We start from the raw sequence: 25,481 nt of genomic DNA, 5'->3' as shown, positions 1-25,481 counted from the left end.
GGCTGCAGGCCTCAGGTCACCGCATGCACGGTATTGAACTCGGGCCGCTGCCATTCGCCCGATTCCAGCACCTGGCGCAGATGCTCGACGGCGTTCCAGACATCGGCAAAGCCCACATACAGCGGCGTGAAGCCGAAGCGCAGAATGTCCCTGTGCTTGCCCGTGCCGCCGTCGCCCTTGCGGAAGTCGCCGATCACGCCGCGTGCGATCAGCGCCTGGACAATGGCGTAGGCACCGCTGTTCTGGCCGTCCAGGCCCAGGCCTTCTTCCCGGGTCAGGCAGACCTGGGAGCCGCGTGCTGCATGCTCGCGCGGTGTCGCCAGACCCAGGCCGTGGCCCTGGCAGCGCTCTTCCACGAGCTGGATGAACAGGTCGGTCAGCGCCAGCGATTTCTGGCGCAGCGCGGCCATGCCGCCGAAAGCCTCGGCCTCGGTGTAGATGTCGATGCCGCATTGCAGCACGCTCATGCTGATCATGGGCTGGGTGCCGCAGAGATAGCGCTGGATGCCCTGGGCGGGGTGATAGTCGGGCACGAACTTGAAAGGCTCGGCGTGGCCGAACCATCCCGACAGCGGCTGCCAGAAGCGGTTGATCAGGCGCGGATGCGCCCAGACAAAGGCCGGTGCGCCGGGGCCGCCGTTGAGGTATTTGTAGCTGCAGCCCACGGCAAAGTCGGCATCGGCGCCCTTGAGGTCCACGGGCACGGCACCTGCGCTATGGCACAGATCCCAGACGCAGAGAATGCCTTTGGCATGGGCGGCGGCCGTGACGGCTGCCATATCGTGCATGGCACCGGTGCGGTAGTTGACATGGGTGAGCAGGGAGATCGCCACATCGGTCTGCAGCGCGTCGGCGATTTCCTCGGGTTCGAGCAGCACCAGCTCCAGGCCGTATTCCTGACACACGGACTGGGCGATATAGAGGTCGGTGGGGAAGTTGCTGCGCTCGCTGATCAGCTTCTTGCGGCCGGGCGCATCTTCGCGGGCGATGCGCGCGGCAGCGCTCAGCACCTTGTAGAGATTGATGGACGTGGTGTCGGTGAACACCAGTTCGCCCTGGCCCACGCCCAGCCAGGCAGCGAACTGGTTGCCAAGGCGCTCGGGCAGCGTGATCCAGCCGGCCTTGTTCCAGGAGGTGATGAGGTCCTGGCCCCATTCCTGCGTCACCACTTCGGCCGCGCGCGCGGCGGCGGCCTTGGGCTGGGCACCCAGGGAATTGCCGTCCAGGTAGATCATGCCCTGGGGCAGGGCAAAGCGTTCGCGCAGCGCGCGCAGCGGGTCCTGGGCGTCCAGAGCCTGGCAGTCCTGCAAAGTGGTCATTGTCTTCCTTCTCTCATTTTGATAGCTTCTGACGCTGATTGTGTCTGCGCTGAAGCGGGTTTTGATTCAAATCTGGCTGGACCGGGAACCGCTTATTGTGTCCGAGACCGGGGCGGCCCAGCCGCCTCGCAGCGCGGACATCGGTTTCTTCGCGCCCAGCGCTTCAGGGCAGGCTGCGCAGGATGGCACGCACCGGCGAGGCATCGGCTTCGGTGAGCTTGAGCGGCAACGCGATCAGCTCATAGTCGCCTTCGCTCACTTCATCGAGCACCAGGTTCTCGAGCACGCGCAGGCCACGCTGGCGGATCACCATATGGCTGTCCAGGCTCTTGCTGCTGGCGGGGTCGATGCTGGCAGTGTCTATGCCGATCAGCTTGACGCCCAGGTCGGCCAGCTTTTGCACGGTCTCGGGGGCATAGGCGGCCAACTCGGCGTCCCAGCCGGTGGGCGCTTTCCTGTAGGTGCGCACCAGAACGCGCCCGGGCAGGCCGGCATCGATGGCGTGCGCTATGTGACGCCATTCGATCAGCGGCCCGCAGTCTATGGCGTGGATCACGCGGCAGGGGCCGAGAAAGGCATCCAGATCGAGGGCACCGATGGCCGCGCCCTGCGGATCGTAGTGCAGCGGCGCATCGGCATGCGCGCCCACATGGGGTGAAAGATGAATGGCGCTGACATTGACCGGGCAGCCCGGGCCAATGCTGGCCACCCATTCCTGGCTATAGGGCGTGTCGCCCGGAAACACCGGTGCGGCAGGATGGATGGCAGGAGAAATATCCCAGATCTGGCGTGTCATGGTGTGTATGAATGGGTTCGGTCGCTCTTGATCGATAACAGGCCCGAGTGCGGGACAGCCAGCAAGGGCCGTCCCGCAGCAAAGGCTGTCGTCCCCCTTGGGGGAAGGCGCGCTAGCGCCTCAGGGGGTAACCTTCTTCCTTCTATACCAAAGAGCATAGACCAGCACCAGCACGATCAGAAACGGCACGCCCACCAGCACGGTGGTGTGGAACTCCTTGGTAAACAGCGTGGTGACGATCACGCCCGCCATCAGCAGCGCCCCGACCAGCGTCAGCACGGGAAAGCCCCACATGCGGAACTCCAGCTTCTGGCCAGGATGCTCGCGCAGCCAGCGCGGGCGGAAGAACAGATGGGTCACGAACACCATGAACCAGGCAAACATGGCGCCGAACATGGCGATCGACATCATCAGCTCCAGCGACTGCTCGGGCTTGAGCACGTTGAGCACCATGGCCACGGCCATGCCCAGGCAGGAGACGGCAATCGCGCCCAGCGGTACGCCGCTTTTGCTGAGCTTGCTCAGTCCCTTGGGGGCATAGCCGCCGCGCGAGAGGCTGAACATCATGCGTGAGGTGACGTAGAGCTGGCTGTTCATGGCCGACAGCGAGGCCAGCAGCACCACGAAGTTGAGGGCCGCGGCTGCGCCTGGAATCTGCAAAATCTCCATCACCTTGACGAACGGGCTCTTGTCCGTGCCCGCATGGCTCCAGGGCACGATGGCCAGCATCAGTGCCAGCGACAGCAGATAGAACAGCACCAGGCGCAGCACCGTGGTGCGGAAGGCACGGGTCACGGCCTGCTTGGGGTTCTGGGCTTCGCCGGCAGCAATGGCAATGGACTCCAGGCTCAGATAGCTGAAGATGGCCACGATCACGCCCACCCAGGTGCCCCACCAGCCGTTGGGGAAGAAGCCGCCGTCGACAAAGTAGTTGTCGAAACCCACGCCCTCGGGCCGGGTGCCGAAGACCACATAGGCGCCGATCAGGATAAAGGCCACGATGGCAATCACCTTGACCATGGAAAACCAGTATTCGACCTGACCGAAGGCCTTGACGCTGGTGGCGTTGACGGCGGCCAGCAGGACCGAGAACAGTGCTACCCAGATCCACGGGTCCACGGCCGGGAACCAGTAAGCCATGTACTTGCCCACGGCCGTGACCTCCATGCCCACGGCCAGCACCACGGCCCCCCAGTAGGCATAGCGCACCACAAAGCCGGCCAGCGGACTGATGTAGTGCTCGGCATAGGCGCCGAAGGAGCCAGAGGTGGGGTGGGCCACGGTCATCTCGGCCAGGCATCCCATGAGCAGCAGGCCGATGAAGGCGCCGATGGCGTAGCTGATGAGCACGCTGGGGCCGGCAAAGCCGATGGCAAAGGCGCTGCCCATGAAGAGGCCGGTACCGATGGCGCCGCCGATGGCGATCATGGTCATCTGGGCGGAGTTCAGGTGCTGCTGCAAGCCTGTCTCGCGTTGCTGAATACTGTCAAAGTTGGCCATTGCTGACTTGCGCATGCGAAAAATCGAAGCGGCAAGTATCCCGCGAATGACCGGCTGCAGCGGCGTGGCGGCGAATGTCCTTGGCGCAGGCCCAGCCGGCTCAGCGCGGCATCCCGGCGTAGTTGCCGGGCGTCAGCGCATGATGGGCCTTGAAGGCGCGCTGCATATGGGCCTGGTCGGCAAAGCCCATGGCATGGGCGGCCTCGGACAGCGCGGTGCCGGAGGCCAGCAGGCGGCGCGCTCCGTTGAGGCGCAGATTGAGCCGGTAGCTGCCGGGAGTCATGCCCGTGGCGGCCTTGAAGCGGCGGATGAAGCGCGTGGCGCTCATGCCGCATTCCTGGGCCAGGGACTGCACGGTGATCCCGGCATCGGGCTCTGCATGCAGGCGCCTCAAAGCGGCCTGGAGTTCGGCACTATTGGCGTGCAAAGGCGCTGCAGCAGGTTCAGCACAGCGGGCCATCAACCGCTCCAGTCCCAGGGCCAGTCGCCGCGCCGCGGTCGGTCCGTTGACGGGACGGCACAGGCTGTCCACCAGGCGGGCAATGTTCGCGTCGGCAAGCGCCCGCTGCGCAAAGCGCATCGCGGTGACGCCCAGCCGCGCGTGCAGCCAGTCAGCATCGACGAACAGCATGCGGTAGGCCCAGGGGGCGCCGGGCTCGGGATTGCAGGCATGCCAGGCACCGGGCTCTAGCAGTACTACCCCTCCGGCTTCGATGGGCTGCGGTCCATGCGCATGGTGGAAGACGGTGCAGCCCGCATCGACGATGCCTATCGAATACTCGGCATGCATGTGCAGCCGGAAACAATGCGGCGAAGGCGCGCTGTCTCGCAGCTCGGCCCAGGGGGCGGCTGGGTGGCGGTGAAAGCGGTGTGGCGAGGTAGTCATGGCTGTGTCGGTGAGCGCTGCCGGCCATCATGCCAGCATGGCCGCCACGCTGGCCACCAGCAGCAGGGCCAGCAGCCGGTAAAACCGCCGCTGGCGGCGCGGTGTGTGCAGCCAGCCCGACAGCCACTGGCCCAGCAGCGCCCAGCAGCCCACACCGATCAGGCAGGCCAGCAGTGACATGGTACAGAACTGCCACTGTGCCATGGCCCTATTGGCCTGAGGCAGCACGAACAGGCCGATACCGGCCAGCGCCACCAGCCAGGCCTTGGGGTTGAGGGTCTGGACGGCCACACCCTGCAGCAGAAGCTGGAGCATGCGGGCCGAATCGTTGTGCTTCTGCGCTTCGGTGACAGGAGTCTCCACAGGCGCATGGGCCAGCCGCCAGGCCAGCCATAGCAGATAGGCGGCGCACAGCCACTCGGCCGCAGTGGACAGGTGCGGCAGGGCTTGCATCAGCCAATGGGCACCCTGGCCCATGGCCCAGACTACCGCGGCATAGCTTCCGCTGGCGCCCAGCACATAGCAGGCACAGGCCAGGCGGGACCTTGCTGCGCCGTGGCGAAGGGCCAGCACGTTGACGGGGCCGGGGGTGATGGCACCGACGAGGGTGAAGATGCCCATGGCGAGCAGTGAGGAGGACATGAGGATGCGCGCGGACGCGGAACTGCACAAGGGCTGCAGTGTCGCGCGGCGCACCAGCCCTGTATTGAACGCAATTGCGCTCGGCGGGCTGGCATGCCAGTGCTCGTCAGGGCAGCATGGCGTAGGCCACTATTTCGATCTTCATGCCCGGCACGACGAGAGCGGCCACGCCCATGCTGGAGCGGTTGGGGTAGGGGGCATCGAAGAACTCGCGATACACGGCGTCGATCACAGGCATGTCGCCTACCTCGGTCATGTAGATGAGCACCTGCGTCACGTCGGCAAGCGTGCCATTGGCCGCGTGCACGGCCCGGCGCAGGTTGGCAAATGTCAGGCGCGCCTGCTCCGCTATGGTGCCGGTGTCTATGCTTCCGTCCTCGCGCACGGGACCATGGGCCGTGAACAGCATGCTGCCGCTGGCCTTGACGGCCCAGGAGAAGGGCTGCTTGAGTGGCGGCAGGCCTATATCGATCACTTGCTTCATGGCGGACCTCAGTCCAGCACGTGGGCGATGGCGTCGGCCACATGCTGCACATTGGCCCGAGACAGACCCGACATGCACATCCGGCCCGAGCGGATCAGGTAGACGCCGTGCTCCTCACGCAGGCGGTTGACCTGGGGTTCGGTGATGCCGGTGTAGCTGAACATGCCGCGCTGGCTCAGCAGAAAGCCGAAGTCACGGCGCTCGCCGAAGCGCTCGTGCAGCGCTTGCTGCAGCTGGGCGCGCATGTCCTTGATGCGGCCGCGCATCTGTGCCAGCTCCTCGACCCACAACTGGCTGAGCTCGGCAGACTGCAGCACCTGCTGTACCAGGCGCGCGCCCTGGGTGGGCGGCGAGGAATAGTTGCGGCGCACCGTGGCCTTGAGCTGGCCCAGCACATTGGCAGCCGTGGCCGCGTCGTTGCAGACCACGCTCAGGCCGCCCACGCGTTCGCCGTACAACGAGAAGTTCTTTGAGAACGAATTGGCCACAAAGACCTGGGCACCGGCAGCAGCCAGAGCGCGCACGGACCAGGCGTCGTCATCGATGCCGTCGCCGAAGCCCTGGTAGGCCATGTCTACAAAGGGGATCAGGCCGCGCCCGACGATCACGGGAATCAGCTGCTGCCACTGCTCGCGTGACAGGTCCACGCCCGTGGGGTTGTGACAGCTCGCATGCAGCAGCACCACGCTGCCCGAGGGAATGCCGCGCAGCGTATCCAGCATGGCATCGAAACGCAGGCCGCCCGTGGCCGGGTCGTAGTAGGGGTAGCTGCGCGTGTGCAGGCCTGCACCTTCGAAGATGGCCAGGTGGTTCTCCCAGGTCGGGTCGCTGAACCAGATCTCGGCATCGGGGAAATAGTGCTTGATGAAATCGGCGCCGACCTTGAGCGCGCCGGAGCCACCCAAGGTCTGCAGTGTGGCGATGCGCCTGGCGTGCACGGCCTCGTGGTCGGCACCGAACACCAGGTTCTGCACCCGTTGGCGATACTCGCAAATGCCTTCGATGGGCAGATAGCCGCAGGGGGGGGGTGTGCCCTGCCAGGGCCTGGGCGGCCTGGCGCACGCAGTTGAGCACGGGCAGGCGGCCCTGCTCGTCGAAGTACAGGCCGATGCTCAGGCTGACCTTGTCGGCGCGTGCATCCTGCTGGAAGGCTTCCATCAGCGAGAGTATGGGGTCGCCGGGGTAGGGGGGGACATGGGCGAAAACGGAGGCGGAGGCAGTCGTCATGGTGTTGTTTGCTTGCTGATGAAATCGGATAGAACGGGCGGCTGCGGCCTAGACAATGGTCTGGGCGGCATTGGCCGCTGTGGTGGGCTTGCGATACCACAGCCCATAGACGGCAGCCAGCAGCAGCAAGAAAGGCACGCCGGTCAGCAGCGTGAGGCGGAATATGTCTGTGAACAGCGTGGACACCAGCGCGGCCAGCATGAGTGCGGCACCGAGCAGCGTCAGCGCCGGGAAGCCCCACATGCGGAAGGCCAGCGGCGCAGCGCCTTGGCGTGCGCGGCGGGTGCGGAAGAACAGATGGGTCACGAAGATCATGAACCAGGTGAACATGGCTCCGAACATGGACACGGCCATCATCAGCATGAAGGACTGCTCGGGGTTCACGATATTGAACAGCGTGGCCACGGCAATGCCCAGGCAGGACAGCAGCAGCGCTGGCAGGGGCACGCCGCGCGAGTTGACGCGTCCCAGCACGGCGGGCGCATGGCCGGCGCGCGAGAGGCTGAACATCATGCGTGTGGTGATGTAGAGCTGGCTGTTCATGGCCGACAGTGCGGCGACGAGCACCACGAAGTTGATCACGCTGGCCGCGCCAGGGATACCGATGATCTCCATCACCTTCACGAAGGGGCTGCCTTCCTTGCCAGCCGTGGCCCAGGGCACGATGGCCAGCATCAGCGCGATGGTGGCCAGGTAGAAAACCACCAGGCGCACCATGGTGGAGCGAAAGGCGCTGGTGACGGCGCGCTGCGGATCCTTGGCTTCGCCTGCGGCGACGGCGATCATCTCGATGCTCAGGTAGCTAAAGATGGCGATGATCACGCCCACCCAGGTTCCCCAGGCACCGTTGGGGAAGAAGCCGCCGTTGTTGACGTAGTTGCCAAAACCCACGCCGGCGGGCCGAGTGCCGAAGACGACCCAGGCGCCGATCAGTATGAAGGCCACGATGGCCACGATCTTTACCAGGGAGAAACTGTACTCCACGGCACCGAAGGCCTTGACGCTCATCATGTTCACGCCTATCAGCAGGGCCGAGAACAGAACCACCCAGGTCCAGCGCGGCACTTCGGGGAACCAGTAGCCCATGTACAGGCCTATGGCCGTCACCTCGGTGCCCACGGCCAGCACCACGGCGGCCCAGTAGGCATAGCGCACGAGAAAGCCGGCGATGGGCGCGATGTAGTGCTCTGCATAGGCGCCGAACGAGCCCGAGGTCGGGTGGGCCACGGTCATCTCGGCCAGGCAGCCCATGAGCAACAGCGAGATCACGGCGCCGACGGCATAGCTGATGAGCACGCTAGGCCCGGCAAAGCCAATGGCGAAGCCGCTGCCCAGGAACAGGCCGGTGCCGACGGCACCGCCGATGGCGATCATGGTCATCTGTCCTGCGGACAGTTGTTGCTTGAGTCCAGACTCTCGCTGGACGATTTCCTCAAAGGCCGGCATGGGTGTCTCCGTGGTGGTTTTGGCTTTGGAGAGCCATGCTATTTGCCGACCTGTGGGATGATTTAATGGTTATCCATAAACGTCTATTAAATTGGATAATTAATTTAATAATTTGAGATGGATGAGTATTTTTATGCAAGGTGAGCTCGACAAGACCGACCGTCTGCTGGTCCAAGCGCTGCAGGACAACGCACGGCTGACTTCCGGCGAGCTGGCGCAGCGAGTCAATCTGTCGCAGTCGCCTTCATGGCGGCGCATCAAGCATCTCGAGGACGAGGGTGTGATCACCGGCTATCACGCTGCGCTGGACCGGCGGGCCGTGGGCTTTGGCGTGCTGGCCTTTGTGATGGTGGCGATCGATCACCAGAACGAAGAGTCGTCGCTGAACTTCGAGAAGGCCGTGTGCGCGATTCCCGAGGTGGTGATGTTCCACGGCATCTCGGGTCCCGAGGACTTTTTGCTGGTCATCGTGGCCCGCGATCTCGATGCTTATTCGGACCTGCTGCAGCGCAAGCTGCACCGCCTGCCGGGCGTGCGCCAGGTGCACACGCATTTCTCGCTGCAGGAGTTCAAGGGGCGGATAGGAGGCCTGCCGGTGCCGCTGTGAAAGACGTTTCGGGCCTCGGAGCACGTAAGGCTTCGCGCAGCCTAGAATATGGGACTATTCCGATGTTTGGGTTGCCATTGGCTGCGCTACGCTCGAGAGCTGACACCATTTTTCGTCGTTCCCTGATTCTCAGATGTCTCTAGCCGCCCCCCCCGGTTCTTCCAGCGTGTGGCCCGCCGTGCGCATGGTGGCCCGTGCCGATATTGGACAGCAGCGCCTCAATAACGAGGACGCCGTTGGCATCCACCCCCAGCTCCAGCCATGGCCTGCTGCCGTGTTGGCCGATGGCATGGGCGGCTATAACGCGGGAGAGGTGGCCAGTACCATGGCGGTGGACCTGATTGCGGCGGCAGTGCAGCACTGCTCCGACAGTGAGGATTCGCCGGACCTGGTTGCCCAGGAGCTGACCGACGCCCTGCACATGGCCAATACGGCCATCTATGCCGCCGCGCAGTCCACGCCCGGTTGCAGCGGCATGGGCACCACGGTGGTGGCTGCCCTGGTGCTGGCGAGCGAGGTGCTGATCGCCCATCTGGGCGACTCCAGGGCCTATGCCTGGCGGGGCGGCCGGCTGCAGCGCCTGACGCGGGATCACTCCCTGGTTCAGCAGGATATCGATGCCGGCCTGATCAGCGAGGCCGATGCCAGGACCTCGCGCTACGGCCATCTGGTGACAAGAGCGCTGGGTGTCATGCCCCAGGTGGAGCCCGAGCTCAGTCACTGGCTGCTGCAGCAGGGGGATCGCATTTTGCTGTGCTCGGACGGCCTGACCGATATGCTCAGCGACGCCAGCCTTGAATCCCTGTTCGATGAAAACCTGCCGCTGGCTCAATTGCAGGAGGCCTTGATCGAGGCGGCCAATGCCGCAGGCGGCAAGGACAATATCGGCGTGGTGCTGATCGAGCAGGACGCCTGATCCCCGGATCTGGCGGCCTATGGCTGGCCAGGCTCCTAGATCAGGCCGCTTTCCAGCACCGGCAGCTGATGGCGCTGGCGCACGCGGTTGCAGGCATCCGAGCCCGCGGCGAACTCGCGGCAAGGCGAGGGGCGCCATTCATAGATGCCGCAGTACGCCTTCTCTCCCACCTTGCCCACCAGGGCGGCACAGCGCGGCCTGGCCCAGTCCGTGCCGCGCATGCGGCAGGTGTAGTCGGTGACCTCCTCGACCAGCCCGGCGGGGACGCTGCCCCCATGCTCCTGGGACTCGTGTACGGAAAAATCGACACGAAAGGACGCACAGCAGGCGCCGCAGCTAAGGCAGGGATGAGTCATGGGAGGGGCGGAATTTTTCCGATGGGACGGCGATTTTCGCAGCTGTGCAAATCCTTGGGTTGTGCAGGGCTGCCGATTTGTCAACCGCGCTGCGCAATACCCTCCCAATAATCCATGCTGCTGGTGTCAATTCGCCACCGTTGTGCACCAATCGCCTACAGTCAATGGAAAATGAGAATCAAAATCAATTAATAATGCGCTATGAGTTCTTTGCAGTCCCCCTCGGCGAGGTCTGAGGCAGTGTCAGTTACTTCGTCCATGAATGCTTTTTCTGTTCAAGCGTCTGAATCCGGCGTGCCATCTTCCAGCGCTGCAGCCACGGCCGCCGCAACCGGGCCCGTCATGGGCCTGGATCAGCTGGTGGTGAATCAGCCAGCCCGGGTGGTGGATCTGGCTTCCTCCGAAGGCGAGGATGAAAGCCTGTTGCTCAGACTCATGGAAATCGGTTTTCTGCCTGGCGAGTCCGTGCGCGTCGTCGCCACCGGCTTTCCCGGCCCCGACCCGCTGGCCGTGCGCATAGGTCAGGCGACGTTTGCGCTGCGCCGCCACGAGGCGGCCCAGGTGCTGGTGCAGCTGGAGGCCGCAGCATGAACGCGCGCGAATCCCAGATCACCATGATGAGCCCTCAAGCTGCGGAGCAGGCGCCCCTGCGCGCAGCGCTGCTGGGCAACCCGAATTGCGGCAAGACGGCGCTGTTCAATCTGCTGACCGGCGCCCGCCAGAAGGTGGCGAACTACGCAGGCGTGACCGTGGAGCGCAAGGAAGGCTGGCTGAGCACGCCCGGCAAGCGCCGCGTGCGCGTGCTGGACCTGCCCGGCACCTACAGCCTGGATGCGCACAGCGAGGACGAGCGCATCACGCGCGACATCGTCAAGGGCCAGCACCCGCGCGAAGCGCCGCCCGAGCTGCTGGTCTGCGTGACCGATGCCACCCATCTGCGCCTGAACCTGCGGCTGGTGCTGGAAGCACGCGCCCTGGGCCTGCCCATGGTGGTGGTGCTCAATATGAGCGATATGGCGCGTCGCCAGGGCCTGGTCATCGACAAGGCCAAGCTCAGCGAGCTGCTGGGCGTGCCCGTGGTGGAGAGCGTGGGCGTGCATCTGTCCGGCGCCAGGGATTTGCTGACCTGGCTGGACAGCGATCAGGCCAGGCAGCTCAAGGCTCCGACGCTCGAAGGCCAGTTCAAGCCCGTGACGGGTAGCAACTCGCGCGCCCAGCTGTTGGCCCTGCACCAGCAGGTGGCCGAGATCATGCGCCAGACCGTGCAGGAGCCTGCGGCTCCCACGCAGCGTGACGATCGCATCGACTCCGTGGTGCTGCACCCGCTGTGGGGCACGCTGCTGCTGGTGGTGACGCTGTTCCTGATGTTCCAGGCCGTGTTCAGCTGGGCCGAGCCCCTGATGGACGGCATCGAAGGCCTGGTCAGCGACTTCGGCCAATGGGTGCATGGCGTGATGCCCGATGGCGTGCTGCGCAGCCTGCTGGTCGACGGCGTGATCGCCGGCACCGGCTCGGTGGTGGTCTTTCTGCCGCAGATCCTGATTCTGTTCTTCTTCATCCTGGTGCTGGAAGACTCGGGCTATCTGCCGCGCGCCGCCTTTTTGCTGGACCGCATCATGGGCAGCGTGGGCCTGTCCGGACGCTCCTTCATTCCGCTGCTGTCCAGCTTTGCCTGTGCCGTGCCCGGCATCATGGCCACGCGTTCGATTTCGAGCTGGCGCGACCGTTTGCTGACCATCATGATCGCGCCGCTGATGACCTGCTCGGCACGCCTGCCCGTGTACACGCTGCTGATCGGTGCCTTCATCCCCGCGCAGACCGTGGCCGGCTTCTTCAATCTGCAGGGCCTGGTGCTGTTTGCCCTCTATGTCGGCGGCATCGTCAGTGCCATGGCCGTGGCCTGGGTGGGCAAGCTGGCCACCAGGGTCAAGACCCGCACGCCGCTGCTGATGGAGCTGCCTTCCTACCGCATCCCCAGCCTGCGCAGCCTAGTGCTGGGCCTGTACGAGCGGGCCATGATCTTCCTGCGCCGCGTCGGCGGCATCATCCTGACCGTCAGCATCGTGCTGTGGTTCCTCTCCAGTTACCCCGGCGCTCCCGAGGGCGTGACCGAAGGCGCGATTCGCTACAGCTTTGCGGGCCAGATCGGCCGTGCCCTGGAAGTGGTGCTGGCGCCCATCGGCTTCAACTGGCAGATCGCCATTGCGCTGGTGCCCGGCATGGCCGCTCGCGAGGTGGCGGTGGGGGCGCTCGGTACGGTGTATGCGCTGTCGGCCGTGGGCGATGACGCCATGGCCCAGCAGCTGAGCCCGCTGATCGCCAGCAGCTGGTCGATGGCGACCGCGCTGTCCCTGCTGGTCTGGTTCGTGTTTGCGCCCCAGTGCATCTCCACGCTGGCCATGGTCAAGCGCGAAACCAATGGCTGGCGCTATCCGCTGCTGATGGCCGGCTATCTGTTTGCTCTGGCCTATCTGGCCAGCTTCGTGACCTATCGCATCGCCGTGGCCCTGGGCTGGGGCTGAGAAAGGATTGTCTATGTGGCAGGAACTGATAGTCGGCGCCATCGTGCTGGTGGCCGCCGTATCGCTGGCCTGGCGTTTCATGCCGGCCGGTCTGCGCCGCAAGCTGACGCGGGTTCATCCTTCGCTGGCGCCGGCGGCCAAGAGCGGCAGCTGCGGCGGTTGCAGCGCCTGTGGCGGCGACAGCTGCTCGGACACCCGAAAGGCCTGAACACAGGCGGAGCCTGATCAAATCAGCTAAAAATATAGCTGCCTGCGCTTGCTATCTCTGCAATTCAGATGCTTTTGTATCTGAATTCCTTGATTGGCAAGCGCAGGCAGCTTTTTATTTGATAGCAGTAGTGCTTGCGGGCTTGCAGAAAGCTCAGGCCGCCTCCAGCCAGGGCTGGACTTCTTCCTCGCTCAGCGCCGGCAGGCCGAACTTCTCGCGTGTGTCGTGGCAGCCGTAGGAGGCAAACGGAAAGTCGCGGCAGGGGCGCGAGCGCTGTTCGTAGATGCCGCAGCCTATGCAGCCTGCGCCGACTTCGGGCAGCTCGCGCAGCGCCATGCAGCGCACCGGGTGGCGTTCCGTGCCGTTCATGCGCGCGCGGTTGCCCTTGCCGGGCACTTCATGGGCCAGTTCATCGGGGACGGTGCCGCCCATGGACTGCAGCTCGTAAATGGAAAACTCCACACGGTAGTTCTGGCAGCAGGCGCCACAGTTCAGGCAGGGGTGGACGGATTCGGACATCGTGTTTCTTCAAGGATTCAGGCATCGGGGTCACGCCGTCCTCCTCGGGCAAGGACGGCTGTTGGAGGTCGAGGGAAGAAGCCGGCGCGCAGGGCTGCCTGCGGCTTCCGGTGCCGGGCCACTAGGTATGGCCTTGAAGAAACTTCAGATAGAAGGTGTGGATGCGCACATGAAGCGCCCGCACGCGCGCGGCAAAGGATTTGCGCGGGCCGAAGACGGATGGCACGCGCGTGTGGCGTGCCATGTGGGGTTGGCGCAGCGCCAGCAGGCCGCCGCGCTGGCCGTAGCGCGCATCGCCCTGCGTGGGGCGCAGCGGAAACAGAAACACCGCCAGCTGGCGCAGGGCCCGCTGGCGGTGTGGCGATGTGATGTGGCTCAGGTGCATGGAGGTGAAGGTATGCAGATGAGCCCGGACGTGCCGAATCAGCCTGGCTGGCGGCCCAGCAGCAGGTACTCCATGAGTGCCTTTTGCACATGCATGCGATTTTCGGCCTCGTCCCAGACCACGGATTGCGGTCCGTCGATGACTTCGGCCTCCACTTCCTCGCCGCGGTGGGCAGGCAGGCAGTGCATGAACAGGGCGTCGGCCTTGGCCGAGGCCATCATCTCGGCATCCACGCACCAGTCGGCAAAAGCCTTCTTGCGCGCCTCGTTCTCGGCCTCGTAGCCCATGCTGGTCCAGACATCGGTGGTGACCAGATCGGCACCCTTGCAGGCTTCGAGAGGATCCTTGAACACCTTGTAGCAGCCGGGGTTGACGGGCTTGCCGTTGAAGGCCAGCTGTTCGTCCACCTCGTAGCCGCCGGGCGTGCTGACGTGGACCGTGAAGCCCAGCAGGTCGGCCGCCTGCAGCCAGGTGTTGGCCATGTTGTTGCCGTCGCCCACCCAGGCAACCACCTTGCCCTTGATCGAGCCGCGGTGCTCGATGAAGGTGAAGATGTCGGCCAGGATCTGGCAGGGGTGGAACTCGTTGGTCAGGCCGTTGATGACGGGCACGCGCGAGTACTCGGCAAAGCGCGCTATCTTGTCCTGACCGAAGGTGCGGATCATGACCAGGTCGGTCATGCGGCTGATGACGCGAGCGCTGTCCTCGATGGGCTCGGAGCGGCCCAGCTGGCTGTCGCCTGTGGTCAGATGGACCACCGAGCCGCCGAGCTGGTACATGCCGGCTTCGAAGCTGACGCGGGTGCGCGTGCTGGCCTTCTCGAAGATCATGGCCATGGTGCGGTCGGTCAGCGTGTGGTGCTTTTCGTAACCCTTGAACTTCTTCTTGATCAGGGCTGCGCGTTCCAGCAGGTAGTCGTATTCGTCGGCGGTGAAGTCGCTAAATTGCAGGTAATGCTTCATGCAGTATTCCTTGAGGATCAGGCGGCCAGGATGGCTTGAACCAGGGGCTTGAGCCTGGCGACGATTTCGTCGGCTTCGGCCTTGCTCAGGATCAGCGGCGGCACCAGGCGAATCACGGTGTCGGCGGTCACGCTCAGCAGCAGGCCGGCTTCTGCGGCCTGGCCAATCAGCTCGCCGCAGGGCTTGGCCAGCTCCACGCCGATCATCAGACCCTGGCCGCGCACTTCGACAAAGCCTTCGAGGCTGCCCAGTTCAGACTGCAGTTTAGCCTTCAGGTAGTCGCCCACCTCGGTGGTATGGGACAGCAGGCCGTCCTCTTCCATGATGCGGATGGTTTCCACGCCGGCACGCATGGACAGCGGGTTGCCGCCAAAGGTGGAGCCGTGGTTGCCGGGCTTGAGCACTTCGGCAGCCGCCTTGTGCGCCACCACGGCGCCCACGGGCACGCCCGAGCCCAGGCCCTTGGCCAGGGTCATCACATCGGGGGTGATGCCGGCCCACTGGTGGGCAAACCACTTGCCGGTGCGGCCCATGCCGGCCTGCACCTCGTCCATGATCAGCAGCCAGCCCTTGGCATCGCACAGCTCGCGCACCTTCTTGAGGTAGTCGGCGCGCATGGGGTGCAGGCCGCCTTCGCCCTGGATGGGCTCCATCATCACCGCGACGATATGGGGATTGCCTTCGGTGGCCGCAGTCAGTGCCTCGAAGTCATTGGGGGGCACGCGAGTGAAACCGTCGAGCAGAGCACCGAAGCCGTCGCGCACCTTGGGGTTGGCGGTGGCACTCATGGTGGCAATGGAGCGGCCGTGGAAAGCATGGTCGTAGACCACGATCTCTGGCTTGGCGATGCCCTTGTCCACGCCGTACTTGCGGGCGATCTTGATGGCCGCCTCGTTGGCTTCCAGGCCGGTGTTGCAGAAGAACACATTGGTCATCCCCGAGCGCTCGGTCAGCAGCTTGGCCAGGGTTTCCTGGCCGGGCACATGGTAGTAGTTGCTGGTGTGGATCAGCTTGGCCAGTTGATCCTGCAGCGCGGGCACCAGCTTGGGGTGGTTGTGCCCCAGGGTGTTGACGGCGATGCCGCCCAGCGCGTCCAGGTATTCCTTGCCGTTCACGTCCCAAACGCGGCAGCCCTGGCCGCGCTCCAGCGCGATGGGTACGCGGCCGTAAGTGGGCATAACGTGGGGCGAAGCTGCCTCGATGAAAGCGGTCATTGCAAGAGTCTCCTGAGAAGGAAGGTCAACGGCGCACAGCGGCACCTGAAAAATGAGAGCTTTGATTCTAGAGTGCCCGGATAGCCCCAACATTGCGGATTGCGCATCGCTGCCATGCAATCAACCTACGCCATTGTGGGGTTGACAGCATGGCTCTTATACAAGAGTTAGAATAGTCGTTTAGGCATGTTGGCGGGGATCCCGCCTGGTTGCCGGATCTTTTTGGCGAATATTTGATGGTTACCCCTTCCAGCAAAGAACTGTTCATCATGGGTATGACCCATGCCGGAAAAACCTTTCGACCCAGCGACTGGGCCGAGCGCTTGGCCGGTGTCATGAGTCAGTTTCGTCCTGGTGGTGCCTGCGCCGGAAGCCATCTGAGCTACTCTCCCTGGTGCGTGCCCACGGTGATGAACGGCACCAAATGCGTGGTCATCAACCGGGATCTGCGCGACTACGAACCCATGGCCTGGGACTTCTGTCTGAATTTCGCCAAGGACAACGATCTGCAAGTGGCCGAGGCCTGCCTGCTGCCTGACAAGCTGCCAGCTGGCAAGAAGTGATTTTTCAGGTGCCCAGAGGCGCCGCGCAAACGACAAAGGCTTCCACGGGAAGCTTTTTTTGTATCTGTGTGCTGCGGACGGGCTAGTTCTGCGCTGTCGTGCTGTCCAGCAGCCGTGACTGGCGCCACGGGCCCCAGCGGTAGTAGGCGATGGACAGCAGCATGGATGCCAGCGCGCTGAGCGGAAAGCTCCACCACAGCGCATCCTGCCCCCACAGAGGCTGCAACCCCCAGGCCAGAGGCAGGCGAAGGCCCCACAGCGCCAGGGCCTGGATGACCAGAGGAGCCAGCACCGCCCCCGTGGAACGCACCACGCCGGCCAGCACGCTGCTCACGCCGAGCAGCACGAACGAGCCCAGCACGATGCGGTTGAGGTGGCGCGCGGGCTCAAGGGCCGTGCTGCCCTCGGGCAGAAACAGGGCGAGCACGGACTGGTCGCAGGCCAGCAGCAGGGCCACGCAGGCGCCGGTCAGCAGCAGGTGGCAGGCCACGCCGGCACGCGCCGTGCGTGCCACACGTGGCCAGTGACCGGCGCCCACGTTCTGGGCGGCGATGGTGGTGCAGGCCGAGGCCACTGCAATAGCCGGCATCTGCACATAGGCCCATAGCTGCAGGGCCGCGCCGTAGGCGGCAGAAACCTGGGTGCCATGGGTGTTGATCAGGGCCAGCATCAGCACCAGGGAGAGCGAGACCACCAGCATCTGCAGGCCCATGGGCAGGCCCTTGATGACCAGGCAGCGCAGCAGCTCAGGCACGGGCCGCCAATGGCGGCGCTGGCGCCAGCCTATCCATAGCGGCAGCCGCTGCCAGCGCAGCCAGGCCAGCAGGCCCGCCAGGCCCAGGCTGTTGGCCACCAGGGTGGCCAGTGCCGAGCCTGCCATGCCCAGGCCGGGCAGGGGGCCGGCACCGAAGATGAACAAGGGGTTGAGCAGGGCATCGCCCAGGGCCACGCCCAGCAGGGCCACGAAAGGCGTGCGACTGTCGCCCGTGCCGCGCAGCACGGCGGCCACGAAGATCAGCAGCAGCATGGGCGGCAGCGCGAGAAAGAGCACGCGCAGATAGTCCACGGCCAGCGCGGCGGTGGCGGGATCGGCCCCCACGGCGTCCAGCATGGGGACTGCCAGCGGCCAGCCCAGGGCGGCCATCAGCAGGGACATGCCCAGAAACAGGCTGGCACTGGTGCCCGTGATGCGGCGGGCCAGGGTCCAGCGGCCCGCGCCCACGGCCTGAGCCACCAGCAGATTGGCGGCCTGGCTGATGCCGAAGACCAGAGCGATCAGTGCGAACAGCAGATTGTTGGCATGCAGGGCAGCAGACAGTGCGCTCTCACCCAGGTGGCGTCCGATCCAGAAGGCATTGACCGAGGTATTGAGCGACTGCATCACATGGCCGCCCCACAGAGGCAGGGAAAAACGCAGCAGGGCGCGGCCTATCGGTGCGTGGGTCAGGGGCTGGTGCATGGGGTAAAGGAAATTGCAGAGCACCAGGCGGCGGACTCTGCAAGAAAAAACCCCGCGCGGCACAGGCCGGCGGGGCGGGCACCGGCAGGCCGGTGCGGGGAGTGCCGGGCCTAGAGCGCCTGCATTTCCTTGTTCAGCTGGGTGGGGTTCTGGGGAGCTGCGGTAGGCGCGGGAGCCGCTTCGGCCTTCTTGCCCAGATCGGCAGGGACATCCACATAGGGCAGCTTCAGGGCCGAGCTGGTCATGCGGCGGATCTCGTTGGTATAGGCGGCATCCTCGTTGATCTTGCGGCCGTAGGAGGGCACGATCTGCTGGATGTGGGCCTTCCACTCGGTGCTGGCCATCTGCTCGGGGAAGGACTTCTTGAGCAGGTTCAGCATGATGTGGGGAGCGGTCGAGGCACCGGGCGAGGCACCCAGCAGGGCGGCGATGCTGCCGTCTTCCGAGCCCACGATTTCGGTGCCGAACTGCAGCACGGCGCCTTTTTCAGGGTCGCGCTTGATGATCTGCACACGCTGGCCGGCGGTGACCAGCTTCCAGTCCTCGCGTTTGGCTTCGGGGAAGTACTGGGCCAGCACGGCCTGACGGTCTGCGTCGGTCAGCTCGGCCTGCTGCATCAGGTACTGGACCAGGTCCAGGTTGTGGATGCCCACGCGCAGCATGCCCATCAGATTGTCATGGGTGACCGAGGAGAACAGGTCCCACCAGGAGCCGTTCTTGAGGAACTTGGTGGTGGCCAGTGCAAAGGGGCCGAACAGCATCACGGGCTTGCCGTCGAGCTGGCGGGCGTCCAGGTGGGGCACGGACATGGGAGGTGAGCCGGTGGAGGCGATGCCGTAGGCCTTGACGTCGTGGCGCTTGGCCAGCTCGGGGTTCTCGATGGCCAGGAACTGGCCGCCCACGGGGAAGCCGGCGTAGTTCTTGGATTCGGGGATGCCCGAGGCCTGCAGCAGCTTGAGTGCGGCACCGCCGGCACCGACGAAGACGAACTTGGCCTTGACGGTCTTTTCCTGGCCGCCCTTGGCCAGATCGGCCACGGTCACGTTCCAGGTCTTGTCGGCGTTCTGGCGCAGGGCCGTGACTTCGCTTTGCAGGTGCAGCTGGAAGTTGGGGCCCTTCTGGAGCGAGGCCATCAGCTGCTCGGTCCAGGCGCCATGGTTCACGTCGGTGCCCAGGGGCATATAGGTGGCGGCGATCTTCTGGGCCGGATCACGGCCTTCGATCATCAGCGGGGCCCACTTCTTGATCTGTGCCTGGTCTTCGGAGTACTCCATGCCGTAGAACAGGGGGTTCTGGACCAGGGCCTGCTGGCGCTTCTTGAGGAAGGCGATGTTGTCATCACCCCAGACGAAGCTCATATGGGGCGTGGCGTTCACGAAAGTCTCGGGCGACTGCAGATGGCCGCGGCCGACCTGGTGGGCCCAGAACTGGCGCGTCACCTCGAACTGCTCGGCAATGCCCACGGCACGCTTGGTTTCCACGCTGCCATCGGGCAGCTGGGGCGTGTAGTTGAGTTCGGCAAAGCCCGAGTGGCCGGTACCGGCGTTGTTCCAGCCGTTGGAGCTTTCCAGGGCCACGCCGTCCAGGCGCTCGAAGACCTCGATCTTCCAGTCGGGCTGCAGCTCCTGCAGGTAGGTGGCCAGCGTCGTGCTCATCACACCGGCGCCCACCATCACCACATCAACGGGCTGCTCGTTCTCGGCCTTGGGGACGGAGCGAGGAAATATTGGCCAAAACAAAAACAATAGCGCGGCCAGGACCAGGGCCGCGACGGCTCCCAGTCCTGCTTTGATCGACTTTTTCATGACTTTTTCTAGACTTGAGTATCAAAAAAGCCTGCGGGCAGGCTGCAGGCTTTTTGCGAAGATACGGGGCAAGTCCTATAAAAGACATGAGACTCCCCGACTTGGGGATTGTCCTAGGGAAGTCAAAATCTGACGCTAATCAATTCGTATTAGGACGCTTTGTGCTAGAGGGAGAGGCGGTTTGCGCATGCGCTGATAAGTCAGTCATCTGTCGAGCACGGACAACAAAAAAACCGCCCTAAGGCGGTTTTGATGTTTTTGCTGACAGCGCACCCGTTACAAACGGCAGATGACCGAAGTCATCCGTGCTTGAGGGAGGCTGGTGTTAAGCAGCCAGAGCCAGGGTCTTGACCTTGGCGGACAGGCGGCTCTTGTCGCGAGCTGCCTTGTTCTTGTGGAAGATGCCCTTGTCGGCGATCGCGTCGATCACGGACTGAGCCTTGGCAAACAGTTCAGCTGCCTTGGTCTTGTCGCCGGCCACAACAGCCTTCTCGACATTCTTGACAGCAGTACGGTACTTGGAACGCAGCGAAGTGTTCGCAGCGTTCAGCTTGACGTTCTGGCGCGCGCGCTTGCGGCCAGAAGCCAGGCGGGGGTTCTTTTTGGCTTTAGTTGCCATGATTTATTTCCTTGTGTGTCTGAGGATGATGTCAGCAAAACCCTGGATTGTATCACCCCCTGTGCGACTTTGCCGCCTCCCCCTTTAAGGGGGACGACATCCTTGCTGCGGGGTGGCGGGGCCGCCAAGGACCTTGCTCGATGTCTCTGTGTTGGGCCTTGTCTGGTTTGAGATCGCTGGATTGCTACAGAGTGAAAAGCGCCGCAAATCAGCCTGCAGCGCTTGGCATGAACGCATACACTTCGCTGCGTGTCACTGTTCAAAGCCGCCTCCACCGTATCTCTTCTGACGCTGGCCTCCCGTATTTCGGGGCTGGTGCGCGATCTGCTCATGGCCTCCATGTTCGGCGCCAATGCGCTGACCGATGCCTTCAATGTCGCTTTCAGAATTCCCAATCTCTTTCGTCGTCTGTTCGCCGAGGGCGCTTTCAGTCAGGCCTTTGTGCCGGTGCTGGCCGCGAGCAAGACCCGGGATGGCGAGGAGGCCACGCGCCACCTGATCAGTCATGTTGCAACCCTGCTGTTCTGGGCGCTGCTGGTGGTCTGCGTGCTGGGTGTGATCGGCGCTCCGCTGCTGGTCTGGTTGCTGGCCAGTGGCATGCGCCAGTCGCCCGACGGCTATCACGCCGCTGTGGTGATGACGCGCTGGATGTTCCCCTATATCGGCTTCATGTCGCTGGTGGCGTTGTCGGCAGGCATTCTCAATACTTGGAAGAAGTTCGCGGTATCGGCCGCCACGCCCGTGCTGCTCAATCTCAGCATGATCGTGGCGGCTCTGCTGGGAGCACCCTGGTTCGAAAAGCAGGGCATAGAGCCCATCTACGCCATGGCCGGCGGCGTGATGCTGGGCGGGGTGCTGCAGCTGGCGGTGCAGATTCCGGCGCTGCGCTCCATGGGGCTGATGCCCCGGATCGGCTTTTCGCCTGCAGCCATTCGCGCAGCCTGGGACGAGGCAGGCGTGCGCCGTATCCTGGCGCTGATGGGGCCGGCGCTGCTGGGGGTTGGCGTGGCCCAGGTTTCATTGATGATCAACACCCAGATCGCTTCCTATATGGCGCCCGGCAGCGTGACCTGGCTGTTCTATGCCGACCGTCTGATGGAGTTTCCCACGTCCCTGCTGGGCGTGGCCCTGGGCGTGGTGCTGACGCCGCAGCTGGCGTCCGCCAGGGCGGCCGGTGACGGCGAGCGCTACTCCAATATGCTGGACTGGGGGCTGCGACTGGTGGTGCTGCTGGCCGTGCCCTGCGCCGTGGGCCTGCTGACCTTCGCCACGCCGCTGGTAGCCACGCTGTTCCATCGTGGCGCCCTGCATGACAGCGATGTGGGACAGATCGCCCTGGCCCTGATGGGCTACGGCGCTGGCCTGCTGGGCCTGGTGGCCATCAAGGTGCTGGCGCCAGGCTATTACGCCAGCCAGGACATCCGCACACCCGTGAAGATCGCGATCGTGGTGCTGGTCATTACGCAGTTGCTCAATCTGGTGCTGGTGCCCTGGCTCAAGCACACGGGGCTGGCCCTGTCCATCGGCCTAGCTGCGCTGGTCAATGCGACCTGGCTGCTCATCGGCTTGCTGCGTCGCGGCACCTACAAGCCCGGACCGGGGTGGCTGAAGTTCATCCTGCAGGTGATCGCTGCCAGTGCCTTGCTGGCGGTGCTGCTGCTCTGGGGCAGTCAACATTTCGACTGGGTGGGCCTGCGTAGCAATGGCTTGCTGCGTGCTGGGCTGCTGGCCGCCATGATGGCCGGGGCCGCCGTGCTCTACTTCGGCGCGCTGAGGTTGTCAGGCCTGAATCTGCGTCAGTTGCTGCGCCGCTAGAGTTCGCGCTGCTATTGGAAAAGTGAGCGGCCAGTGCAGTTTTTACAGGCGTATCAAGGGCATTCCGCTTGCGTGGCCTGCCAAGGCGGCTTACAAACCGGTTTATGAGCTGGACGATTGACGAGTACCCCACGGCCCTGCAGTATTTTGCGTCCCTGGTGCAGAGCGACGATAACTTTGCCCTGATGGAAGCGGCCATCAGCATTGCCCAGGATGCCGAGCCTGATCTTGACCTGCAGGCCGTGCAGGCCGATCTGGACAGGCTGCAGGTGCGTCTGGTGCAGCGTCTGGCTGGTGAGGAAGACGGCCTGCACAAGCTCGCTGTGCTCAACAAGTTCTTCTATGGCGAGCTGGGCTTTGCCGGCAACCTCAACAACTACTACGACCCCGCCAACAGTTATATCCACCATGTGCTGCAGACGCGGCGCGGCATTCCCATCAGCGTGGCGCTGATCTGGCTGGAACTGGCTGCCAGCATCGGTCTGACGGTGGAAGGCATAGGCTTTCCGGGGCATTTCCTGGTCAAGGCCATGCTGCCGCAGGGCCAGGTGGTGCAGGACCCGCTGACGGGCGATTCCTATTCCGCAAGTGCGCTGGCGGAGCGCCTGCAGCCGTTTCTCGATCAGGCAGGCATAACGCCCGACGATGCGCCGCCGCTGGGTCTGTACCTGCAGGCAGCCCATCCGCGTGATGTCATGGCGCGCATGCTGCGCAATCTGCAGGAGATTCATCAGGTCCAGAAGGACTGGCCCATGCTGGTGGCCGTGCTCAATCGCCTGATTTTGCTGCAGCCCGGTCGCGAAGAGCTGTACCGGGACCGAGGCATGGCCTATGCCCAATGGGGGGTAGTTGAAAGAGCGCTATCGGATCTGGAGCGTTATGCGCCCGCTGCGCAGGGGCAGGAGGCCGATTACATCGTCAAGACCATCGCCCGGCTGCGCCGCGCGGGCTGAAAGCTGCCAGCCTACACCAGCTGTGCGGCTTCCAGCTCTTTCTTGAGATAGGCGTAGAACAGCGGTGCCGCCACCAGACCGGCGGGGCCGAAGACGGACTCGGCCACGAACATCACGGCCAGCAGCTCCCATACGCCCATGTGCGTGCGCGTTCCCACGACCTTGGCGTTGATCACGTATTCGGCCTTGTGGATCAGGATCAGGAAGCCCAGGCAGGCGGCGGCGGCCACGGGCGACACCGACAGGCCGACCAGCGTCAGTACGGCGTTGCACAGCAGGTTGCCGACGATGGGGATCAGGCCGGCGATGAAAGTCAGCGTGATCAGCGCGGGGGTATAGGGCAGCTGCAGCTTCCAGATCGGCAATATGGCCAGCAGGAAGATGGAGGTCAGCAAGGTGTTGAAGGCGGCGATCCAGAACTGGGCGGCCACGATCTGCTTGAAGGCCAGGGCAAAGTGTCCGATGCGCTGCTGCAGGGCCAGCACCAGCGGCGGGTGGCGCGTGGCGATGGGGCGTACTGCGGCCAGAGCGCCGATGATCAGGCCCACATAGGCGTAGAGCAGGCCGGTAAGCCAGGCTCGGCCTGCAGTGGCCAGCACGCCGGCCTTGGCGGCCAGATAGCCGGCCAGCTTGCTTTGAATCTCCTGGGCGCCGTCAGGCAGTTGATCGGCAATGTCCGAGGGCAGTTTCTCTCGCAGCTCCAGCACCGTGGCCGCCAGGTAGTCCAGCAGTTCCTTGTACTGGGCGGGGGCCTCGGTGATGTAGGTGCGGGTTTGGGAGAGGGCGCCGCTGAGCAGGGCCAGGGGCGCCAGAATCACGACGGTGGTCGCCGCCACCTGGGCCCAGTGCGGCAGCTGATTGCGGGCAAAGGCGCGAGGACTGAGCCGGGACAGCAGGCGAGACAGGGCGCGGGTCAGCATGAAACCCACGCATACGCACAGCAGTCCGGGAAGAATCCCCTGATGCATGACGAGCAGCAGCGCTGCCCCCATCAATATGTAACTGGCCAGTATGACCTTGGGTGAAGCACCCGGTTGCGTAGTGATGGGGGCGGGCAAATGCTGCGTCATTCAGGTCGGGATAGAGGGGCTGTGATGAAGACCTGCTTAGCGCACTTCAACGGGCTTGCCGGAGCCGATTTCCGTGATGGCGCCGATGTTGTAGACCTTCTCGCCCAGCTCGGCCAGTGTGGCTGCCGTGGCTTCTGCGTCTTCAGCGGCCACCACAACCACCATGCCGATACCGTTGTTGAACGTGCGGTTCATCTCGATGTCGTCAATACCGGCGGTCTTTTGCAGCCAGGCGAACAGCTCGGTCTGAGGCCAGCTGCCAGCCTTGAGATGGGCTGCGGTGCCTTCGGGCAGCACGCGGGGAATGTTTTCCAGCAGGCCGCCGCCGGTGATGTGGGCCAGGGCCTTGATGGGGTGCTTGTCCAGTGCGGCCAGCACGTTCTTCACATACAGGCGCGTGGGCTCCATGATGGCGGCCTTGAAGGGCTTGCCGTCCAGGGTCTCGGGCAGGCTGCCCTGGGCTTCGGCGCGCTCGATGCACTTGCGCACCAGAGAGAAGCCATTGGAGTGCACGCCGTGCGAGGCCAGGCCCAGCACCACGTCGCCGGGCTTGACGTTCTGACCGCTGAGGATCTTGGACTTCTCGACCGCGCCGACGGCAAAGCCGGCCAGATCGTATTCGCCATCGGGGTACATGCCGGGCATCTCGGCGGTTTCACCACCGATCAGCGCGCAGCCGGACAGCTCGCAGCCCTTGGCAATGCCGCCCACCACGGCGGCGGCCGTGTCCACATGCAGCTTGCCGCAGGCGAAGTAGTCGAGGAAGAACAGGGGCTCGGCACCTTGCACCAGCACATCGTTCACGCTCATGGCCACCAGGTCGATGCCCACGGTGTCGTGCATATTCCACTCGAAGGCCAGCTTGAGCTTGGTGCCCACGCCGTCGGTGCCGGACACCAGCACGGGTTCCTTGTAGCGCTTGGGCACCTCGAACAGGGCGCCGAAGCCGCCGATGCCGGCCATCACGCCTTCGCGCATGGTTTTCTTGGCCAGGGGCTTGATGCGTTCGACCAGGGCGTCGCCTGCGTCGATGTCAACACCGGCGTCTTTGTAGGAAATGGGAGTAGAGGAGGGTGCGGAAGAGCTCATCGATGGATCCGGTGCGGGGGCGCCCTGCTGGGCGGAAACCCCGGGATTCTACGGCGCTTGCCCGTGCAGCGGGGGCGGCCGGACATGCGTCAAAGGGTTTTGCTGCAGCATTCATGGTC

General features: G+C 64.3%; 25 protein-coding genes and 1 pseudogene. 8 read left to right on the top strand and 18 right to left on the bottom strand.

Annotation, left to right across the window (positions count from 1 at the left end; translation table 11 throughout):
* Positions 1–11 precede the first annotated feature (11 nt).
* The 8 genes and pseudogenes from kynU to O987_RS20555 form a co-directional block, all read right to left on the bottom strand.
* Positions 12–1,319, bottom strand: a complete 1,308-nt coding sequence (kynU, locus tag O987_RS20590; RefSeq protein ID WP_043374457.1) for a kynureninase — start codon at positions 1,317–1,319, stop codon at positions 12–14.
* A 163-nt stretch (positions 1,320–1,482) separates the two neighbouring features.
* On the bottom strand, positions 1,483–2,115 hold the full coding sequence (gene kynB / locus O987_RS20585) for an arylformamidase (RefSeq protein ID WP_043374453.1): 633 nt from the start codon (positions 2,113–2,115) through the stop codon (positions 1,483–1,485).
* Between the two features lie 120 nt (positions 2,116–2,235).
* Positions 2,236–3,615 (bottom strand): amino acid permease, encoded by a 1,380-nt coding sequence (locus O987_RS20580; RefSeq protein WP_003052550.1) that lies wholly within the window; start codon positions 3,613–3,615, stop codon positions 2,236–2,238.
* A 100-nt stretch (positions 3,616–3,715) separates the two neighbouring features.
* The gene (locus O987_RS20575) at positions 3,716–4,501 is read right to left on the bottom strand and encodes an AraC family transcriptional regulator (protein WP_019042648.1); all 786 of its coding nucleotides are present in this window, start codon (positions 4,499–4,501) and stop codon (positions 3,716–3,718) included.
* A gap of 27 nt (positions 4,502–4,528) precedes the next feature.
* On the bottom strand, positions 4,529–5,143 hold the full coding sequence (locus tag O987_RS20570) for a LysE family translocator (RefSeq protein WP_003052553.1): 615 nt from the start codon (positions 5,141–5,143) through the stop codon (positions 4,529–4,531).
* A 106-nt stretch (positions 5,144–5,249) separates the two neighbouring features.
* Entirely contained in the window at positions 5,250–5,627 is a 378-nt protein-coding gene (locus O987_RS20565; RefSeq protein ID WP_003052555.1) for a RidA family protein, read from the bottom strand.
* An 8-nt stretch (positions 5,628–5,635) separates the two neighbouring features.
* Positions 5,636–6,854: pseudogene (locus O987_RS20560) on the bottom strand (amino acid aminotransferase).
* 48 nt (positions 6,855–6,902) lie between these two features.
* Positions 6,903–8,300 carry an amino acid permease gene (locus O987_RS20555; protein WP_043374451.1) on the bottom strand — a complete coding sequence of 466 codons (1,398 nt, stop codon included), beginning with the start codon at positions 8,298–8,300 and terminating at the stop codon, positions 6,903–6,905.
* Between the two features lie 133 nt (positions 8,301–8,433).
* Between O987_RS20555 and O987_RS20550 the strand changes: the two genes are divergently transcribed.
* A complete protein-coding gene (locus tag O987_RS20550; RefSeq protein WP_003052561.1) occupies positions 8,434–8,907 on the top strand; it encodes an Lrp/AsnC family transcriptional regulator in 474 nt (157 codons plus the stop codon).
* 184 nt (positions 8,908–9,091) lie between these two features.
* Positions 9,092–9,823: a Stp1/IreP family PP2C-type Ser/Thr phosphatase gene (locus tag O987_RS20545; RefSeq protein WP_019042649.1), complete on the top strand. Its 732-nt coding sequence runs from the start codon at positions 9,092–9,094 to the stop codon at positions 9,821–9,823.
* Between the two features lie 35 nt (positions 9,824–9,858).
* Here the strand turns inward: O987_RS20545 and O987_RS20540 are convergent, their stop codons facing one another.
* Positions 9,859–10,179 (bottom strand): YkgJ family cysteine cluster protein, encoded by a 321-nt coding sequence (locus tag O987_RS20540; protein WP_003052565.1) that lies wholly within the window; start codon positions 10,177–10,179, stop codon positions 9,859–9,861.
* 258 nt (positions 10,180–10,437) lie between these two features.
* Here O987_RS20540 and O987_RS20535 point away from each other — a divergent pair, with 258 nt between their 5' ends.
* The 3 genes from O987_RS20535 to O987_RS20525 are packed head-to-tail and all read left to right on the top strand — an operon-like array spanning position 10,438 to position 12,909.
* On the top strand, positions 10,438–10,770 hold the full coding sequence (locus O987_RS20535) for a FeoA family protein (RefSeq protein WP_019042650.1): 333 nt from the start codon (positions 10,438–10,440) through the stop codon (positions 10,768–10,770).
* The gene (gene feoB, locus O987_RS20530; RefSeq protein ID WP_043374449.1) at positions 10,767–12,701 is read left to right on the top strand and encodes a ferrous iron transport protein B; all 1,935 of its coding nucleotides are present in this window, start codon (positions 10,767–10,769) and stop codon (positions 12,699–12,701) included. The genes O987_RS20535 and feoB overlap by 4 nt, the downstream gene beginning before the upstream one ends.
* A 13-nt stretch (positions 12,702–12,714) precedes the next feature.
* Positions 12,715–12,909 carry a hypothetical protein gene (locus O987_RS20525; protein WP_003052570.1) on the top strand — a complete coding sequence of 65 codons (195 nt, stop codon included), beginning with the start codon at positions 12,715–12,717 and terminating at the stop codon, positions 12,907–12,909.
* A gap of 153 nt (positions 12,910–13,062) precedes the next feature.
* Here O987_RS20525 and O987_RS20520 read toward each other — a convergent pair whose 3' ends face one another.
* From O987_RS20520 to O987_RS20505, 4 genes are all read right to left on the bottom strand, one after another.
* Entirely contained in the window at positions 13,063–13,428 is a 366-nt protein-coding gene (locus tag O987_RS20520) for a YkgJ family cysteine cluster protein (protein ID WP_043374447.1), read from the bottom strand.
* 121 nt (positions 13,429–13,549) lie between these two features.
* On the bottom strand, positions 13,550–13,813 hold the full coding sequence (locus O987_RS20515; protein WP_003052575.1) for a hypothetical protein: 264 nt from the start codon (positions 13,811–13,813) through the stop codon (positions 13,550–13,552).
* A 38-nt stretch (positions 13,814–13,851) separates the two neighbouring features.
* The gene (argF, locus tag O987_RS20510) at positions 13,852–14,775 is read right to left on the bottom strand and encodes an ornithine carbamoyltransferase (RefSeq protein ID WP_043374444.1); all 924 of its coding nucleotides are present in this window, start codon (positions 14,773–14,775) and stop codon (positions 13,852–13,854) included.
* A 17-nt stretch (positions 14,776–14,792) separates the two neighbouring features.
* Positions 14,793–15,989, bottom strand: a complete 1,197-nt coding sequence (locus O987_RS20505; RefSeq protein ID WP_003052583.1) for an aspartate aminotransferase family protein — start codon at positions 15,987–15,989, stop codon at positions 14,793–14,795.
* A 236-nt stretch (positions 15,990–16,225) separates the two neighbouring features.
* Between O987_RS20505 and O987_RS20500 the strand changes: the two genes are divergently transcribed.
* Positions 16,226–16,552, top strand: a complete 327-nt coding sequence (locus tag O987_RS20500) for a DUF3579 domain-containing protein (RefSeq protein ID WP_003052588.1) — start codon at positions 16,226–16,228, stop codon at positions 16,550–16,552.
* A gap of 82 nt (positions 16,553–16,634) precedes the next feature.
* Here O987_RS20500 and O987_RS20495 read toward each other — a convergent pair whose 3' ends face one another.
* The 3 genes from O987_RS20495 to rpsT all read right to left on the bottom strand — a co-directional run bounded on the left by O987_RS20495 (position 16,635) and on the right by rpsT (position 20,435).
* Positions 16,635–18,011: an MATE family efflux transporter gene (locus O987_RS20495; protein WP_051962220.1), complete on the bottom strand. Its 1,377-nt coding sequence runs from the start codon at positions 18,009–18,011 to the stop codon at positions 16,635–16,637.
* 110 nt (positions 18,012–18,121) lie between these two features.
* Entirely contained in the window at positions 18,122–19,816 is a 1,695-nt protein-coding gene (gene mqo / locus O987_RS20490) for a malate dehydrogenase (quinone) (protein WP_043374442.1), read from the bottom strand.
* 325 nt (positions 19,817–20,141) lie between these two features.
* Positions 20,142–20,435: a 30S ribosomal protein S20 gene (gene rpsT / locus O987_RS20485; RefSeq protein ID WP_003052598.1), complete on the bottom strand. Its 294-nt coding sequence runs from the start codon at positions 20,433–20,435 to the stop codon at positions 20,142–20,144.
* 249 nt (positions 20,436–20,684) lie between these two features.
* Here rpsT and murJ point away from each other — a divergent pair, with 249 nt between their 5' ends.
* The gene (gene murJ / locus O987_RS20480; RefSeq protein WP_003052601.1) at positions 20,685–22,250 is read left to right on the top strand and encodes a murein biosynthesis integral membrane protein MurJ; all 1,566 of its coding nucleotides are present in this window, start codon (positions 20,685–20,687) and stop codon (positions 22,248–22,250) included.
* Between the two features lie 104 nt (positions 22,251–22,354).
* The gene (locus O987_RS20475) at positions 22,355–23,203 is read left to right on the top strand and encodes a SirB1 family protein (protein ID WP_003052604.1); all 849 of its coding nucleotides are present in this window, start codon (positions 22,355–22,357) and stop codon (positions 23,201–23,203) included.
* An 11-nt stretch (positions 23,204–23,214) separates the two neighbouring features.
* Here the strand turns inward: O987_RS20475 and O987_RS20470 are convergent, their stop codons facing one another.
* Both O987_RS20470 and purM read right to left on the bottom strand, forming a co-directional pair.
* On the bottom strand, positions 23,215–24,273 hold the full coding sequence (locus tag O987_RS20470) for an AI-2E family transporter (protein WP_043374439.1): 1,059 nt from the start codon (positions 24,271–24,273) through the stop codon (positions 23,215–23,217).
* A 36-nt stretch (positions 24,274–24,309) separates the two neighbouring features.
* Complete coding sequence (gene purM, locus O987_RS20465; RefSeq protein WP_003052609.1) at positions 24,310–25,362, bottom strand: phosphoribosylformylglycinamidine cyclo-ligase; 1,053 nt, start codon at positions 25,360–25,362, stop codon at positions 24,310–24,312.
* Positions 25,363–25,481: the final 119 nt, after the last annotated feature.

The organism is Comamonas testosteroni TK102 (assembly GCF_000739375.1).
Classification (GTDB): domain Bacteria; phylum Pseudomonadota; class Gammaproteobacteria; order Burkholderiales; family Burkholderiaceae_C; genus Comamonas; species Comamonas brasiliensis.
The sequence above is the reverse complement of the archived record's forward strand: the minus strand, read 5'-3'. Positions and strand labels throughout refer to the sequence as shown.

What these genes read in the sequence shown, in the direction of transcription:
- kynU (WP_043374457.1), bottom strand. Translation starts at nt 1,319, where the DNA reads ATGACCACTTTGCAGGACTGCCAGGCTCTGGACGCCCAGGACCCGCTG.
- kynB (WP_043374453.1), bottom strand. Translation starts at nt 2,115, where the DNA reads ATGACACGCCAGATCTGGGATATTTCTCCTGCCATCCATCCTGCCGCA.
- O987_RS20580 (WP_003052550.1), bottom strand. Translation starts at nt 3,615, where the DNA reads ATGGCCAACTTTGACAGTATTCAGCAACGCGAGACAGGCTTGCAGCAG.
- O987_RS20575 (WP_019042648.1), bottom strand. Translation starts at nt 4,501, where the DNA reads ATGACTACCTCGCCACACCGCTTTCACCGCCACCCAGCCGCCCCCTGG.
- O987_RS20570 (WP_003052553.1), bottom strand. Translation starts at nt 5,143, where the DNA reads ATGTCCTCCTCACTGCTCGCCATGGGCATCTTCACCCTCGTCGGTGCC.
- O987_RS20565 (WP_003052555.1), bottom strand. Translation starts at nt 5,627, where the DNA reads ATGAAGCAAGTGATCGATATAGGCCTGCCGCCACTCAAGCAGCCCTTC.
- O987_RS20555 (WP_043374451.1), bottom strand. Translation starts at nt 8,300, where the DNA reads ATGCCGGCCTTTGAGGAAATCGTCCAGCGAGAGTCTGGACTCAAGCAA.
- O987_RS20550 (WP_003052561.1), top strand. Translation starts at nt 8,434, where the DNA reads ATGCAAGGTGAGCTCGACAAGACCGACCGTCTGCTGGTCCAAGCGCTG.
- O987_RS20545 (WP_019042649.1), top strand. Translation starts at nt 9,092, where the DNA reads ATGGTGGCCCGTGCCGATATTGGACAGCAGCGCCTCAATAACGAGGAC.
- O987_RS20540 (WP_003052565.1), bottom strand. Translation starts at nt 10,179, where the DNA reads ATGACTCATCCCTGCCTTAGCTGCGGCGCCTGCTGTGCGTCCTTTCGT.
- O987_RS20535 (WP_019042650.1), top strand. Translation starts at nt 10,438, where the DNA reads ATGAATGCTTTTTCTGTTCAAGCGTCTGAATCCGGCGTGCCATCTTCC.
- feoB (WP_043374449.1), top strand. Translation starts at nt 10,767, where the DNA reads ATGAACGCGCGCGAATCCCAGATCACCATGATGAGCCCTCAAGCTGCG.
- O987_RS20525 (WP_003052570.1), top strand. Translation starts at nt 12,715, where the DNA reads ATGTGGCAGGAACTGATAGTCGGCGCCATCGTGCTGGTGGCCGCCGTA.
- O987_RS20520 (WP_043374447.1), bottom strand. Translation starts at nt 13,428, where the DNA reads ATGTCCGAATCCGTCCACCCCTGCCTGAACTGTGGCGCCTGCTGCCAG.
- O987_RS20515 (WP_003052575.1), bottom strand. Translation starts at nt 13,813, where the DNA reads ATGCACCTGAGCCACATCACATCGCCACACCGCCAGCGGGCCCTGCGC.
- argF (WP_043374444.1), bottom strand. Translation starts at nt 14,775, where the DNA reads ATGAAGCATTACCTGCAATTTAGCGACTTCACCGCCGACGAATACGAC.
- O987_RS20505 (WP_003052583.1), bottom strand. Translation starts at nt 15,989, where the DNA reads ATGACCGCTTTCATCGAGGCAGCTTCGCCCCACGTTATGCCCACTTAC.
- O987_RS20500 (WP_003052588.1), top strand. Translation starts at nt 16,226, where the DNA reads ATGGTTACCCCTTCCAGCAAAGAACTGTTCATCATGGGTATGACCCAT.
- O987_RS20495 (WP_051962220.1), bottom strand. Translation starts at nt 18,011, where the DNA reads ATGCACCAGCCCCTGACCCACGCACCGATAGGCCGCGCCCTGCTGCGT.
- mqo (WP_043374442.1), bottom strand. Translation starts at nt 19,816, where the DNA reads ATGAAAAAGTCGATCAAAGCAGGACTGGGAGCCGTCGCGGCCCTGGTC.
- rpsT (WP_003052598.1), bottom strand. Translation starts at nt 20,435, where the DNA reads ATGGCAACTAAAGCCAAAAAGAACCCCCGCCTGGCTTCTGGCCGCAAG.
- O987_RS20475 (WP_003052604.1), top strand. Translation starts at nt 22,355, where the DNA reads ATGAGCTGGACGATTGACGAGTACCCCACGGCCCTGCAGTATTTTGCG.
- O987_RS20470 (WP_043374439.1), bottom strand. Translation starts at nt 24,273, where the DNA reads ATGACGCAGCATTTGCCCGCCCCCATCACTACGCAACCGGGTGCTTCA.
- purM (WP_003052609.1), bottom strand. Translation starts at nt 25,362, where the DNA reads ATGAGCTCTTCCGCACCCTCCTCTACTCCCATTTCCTACAAAGACGCC.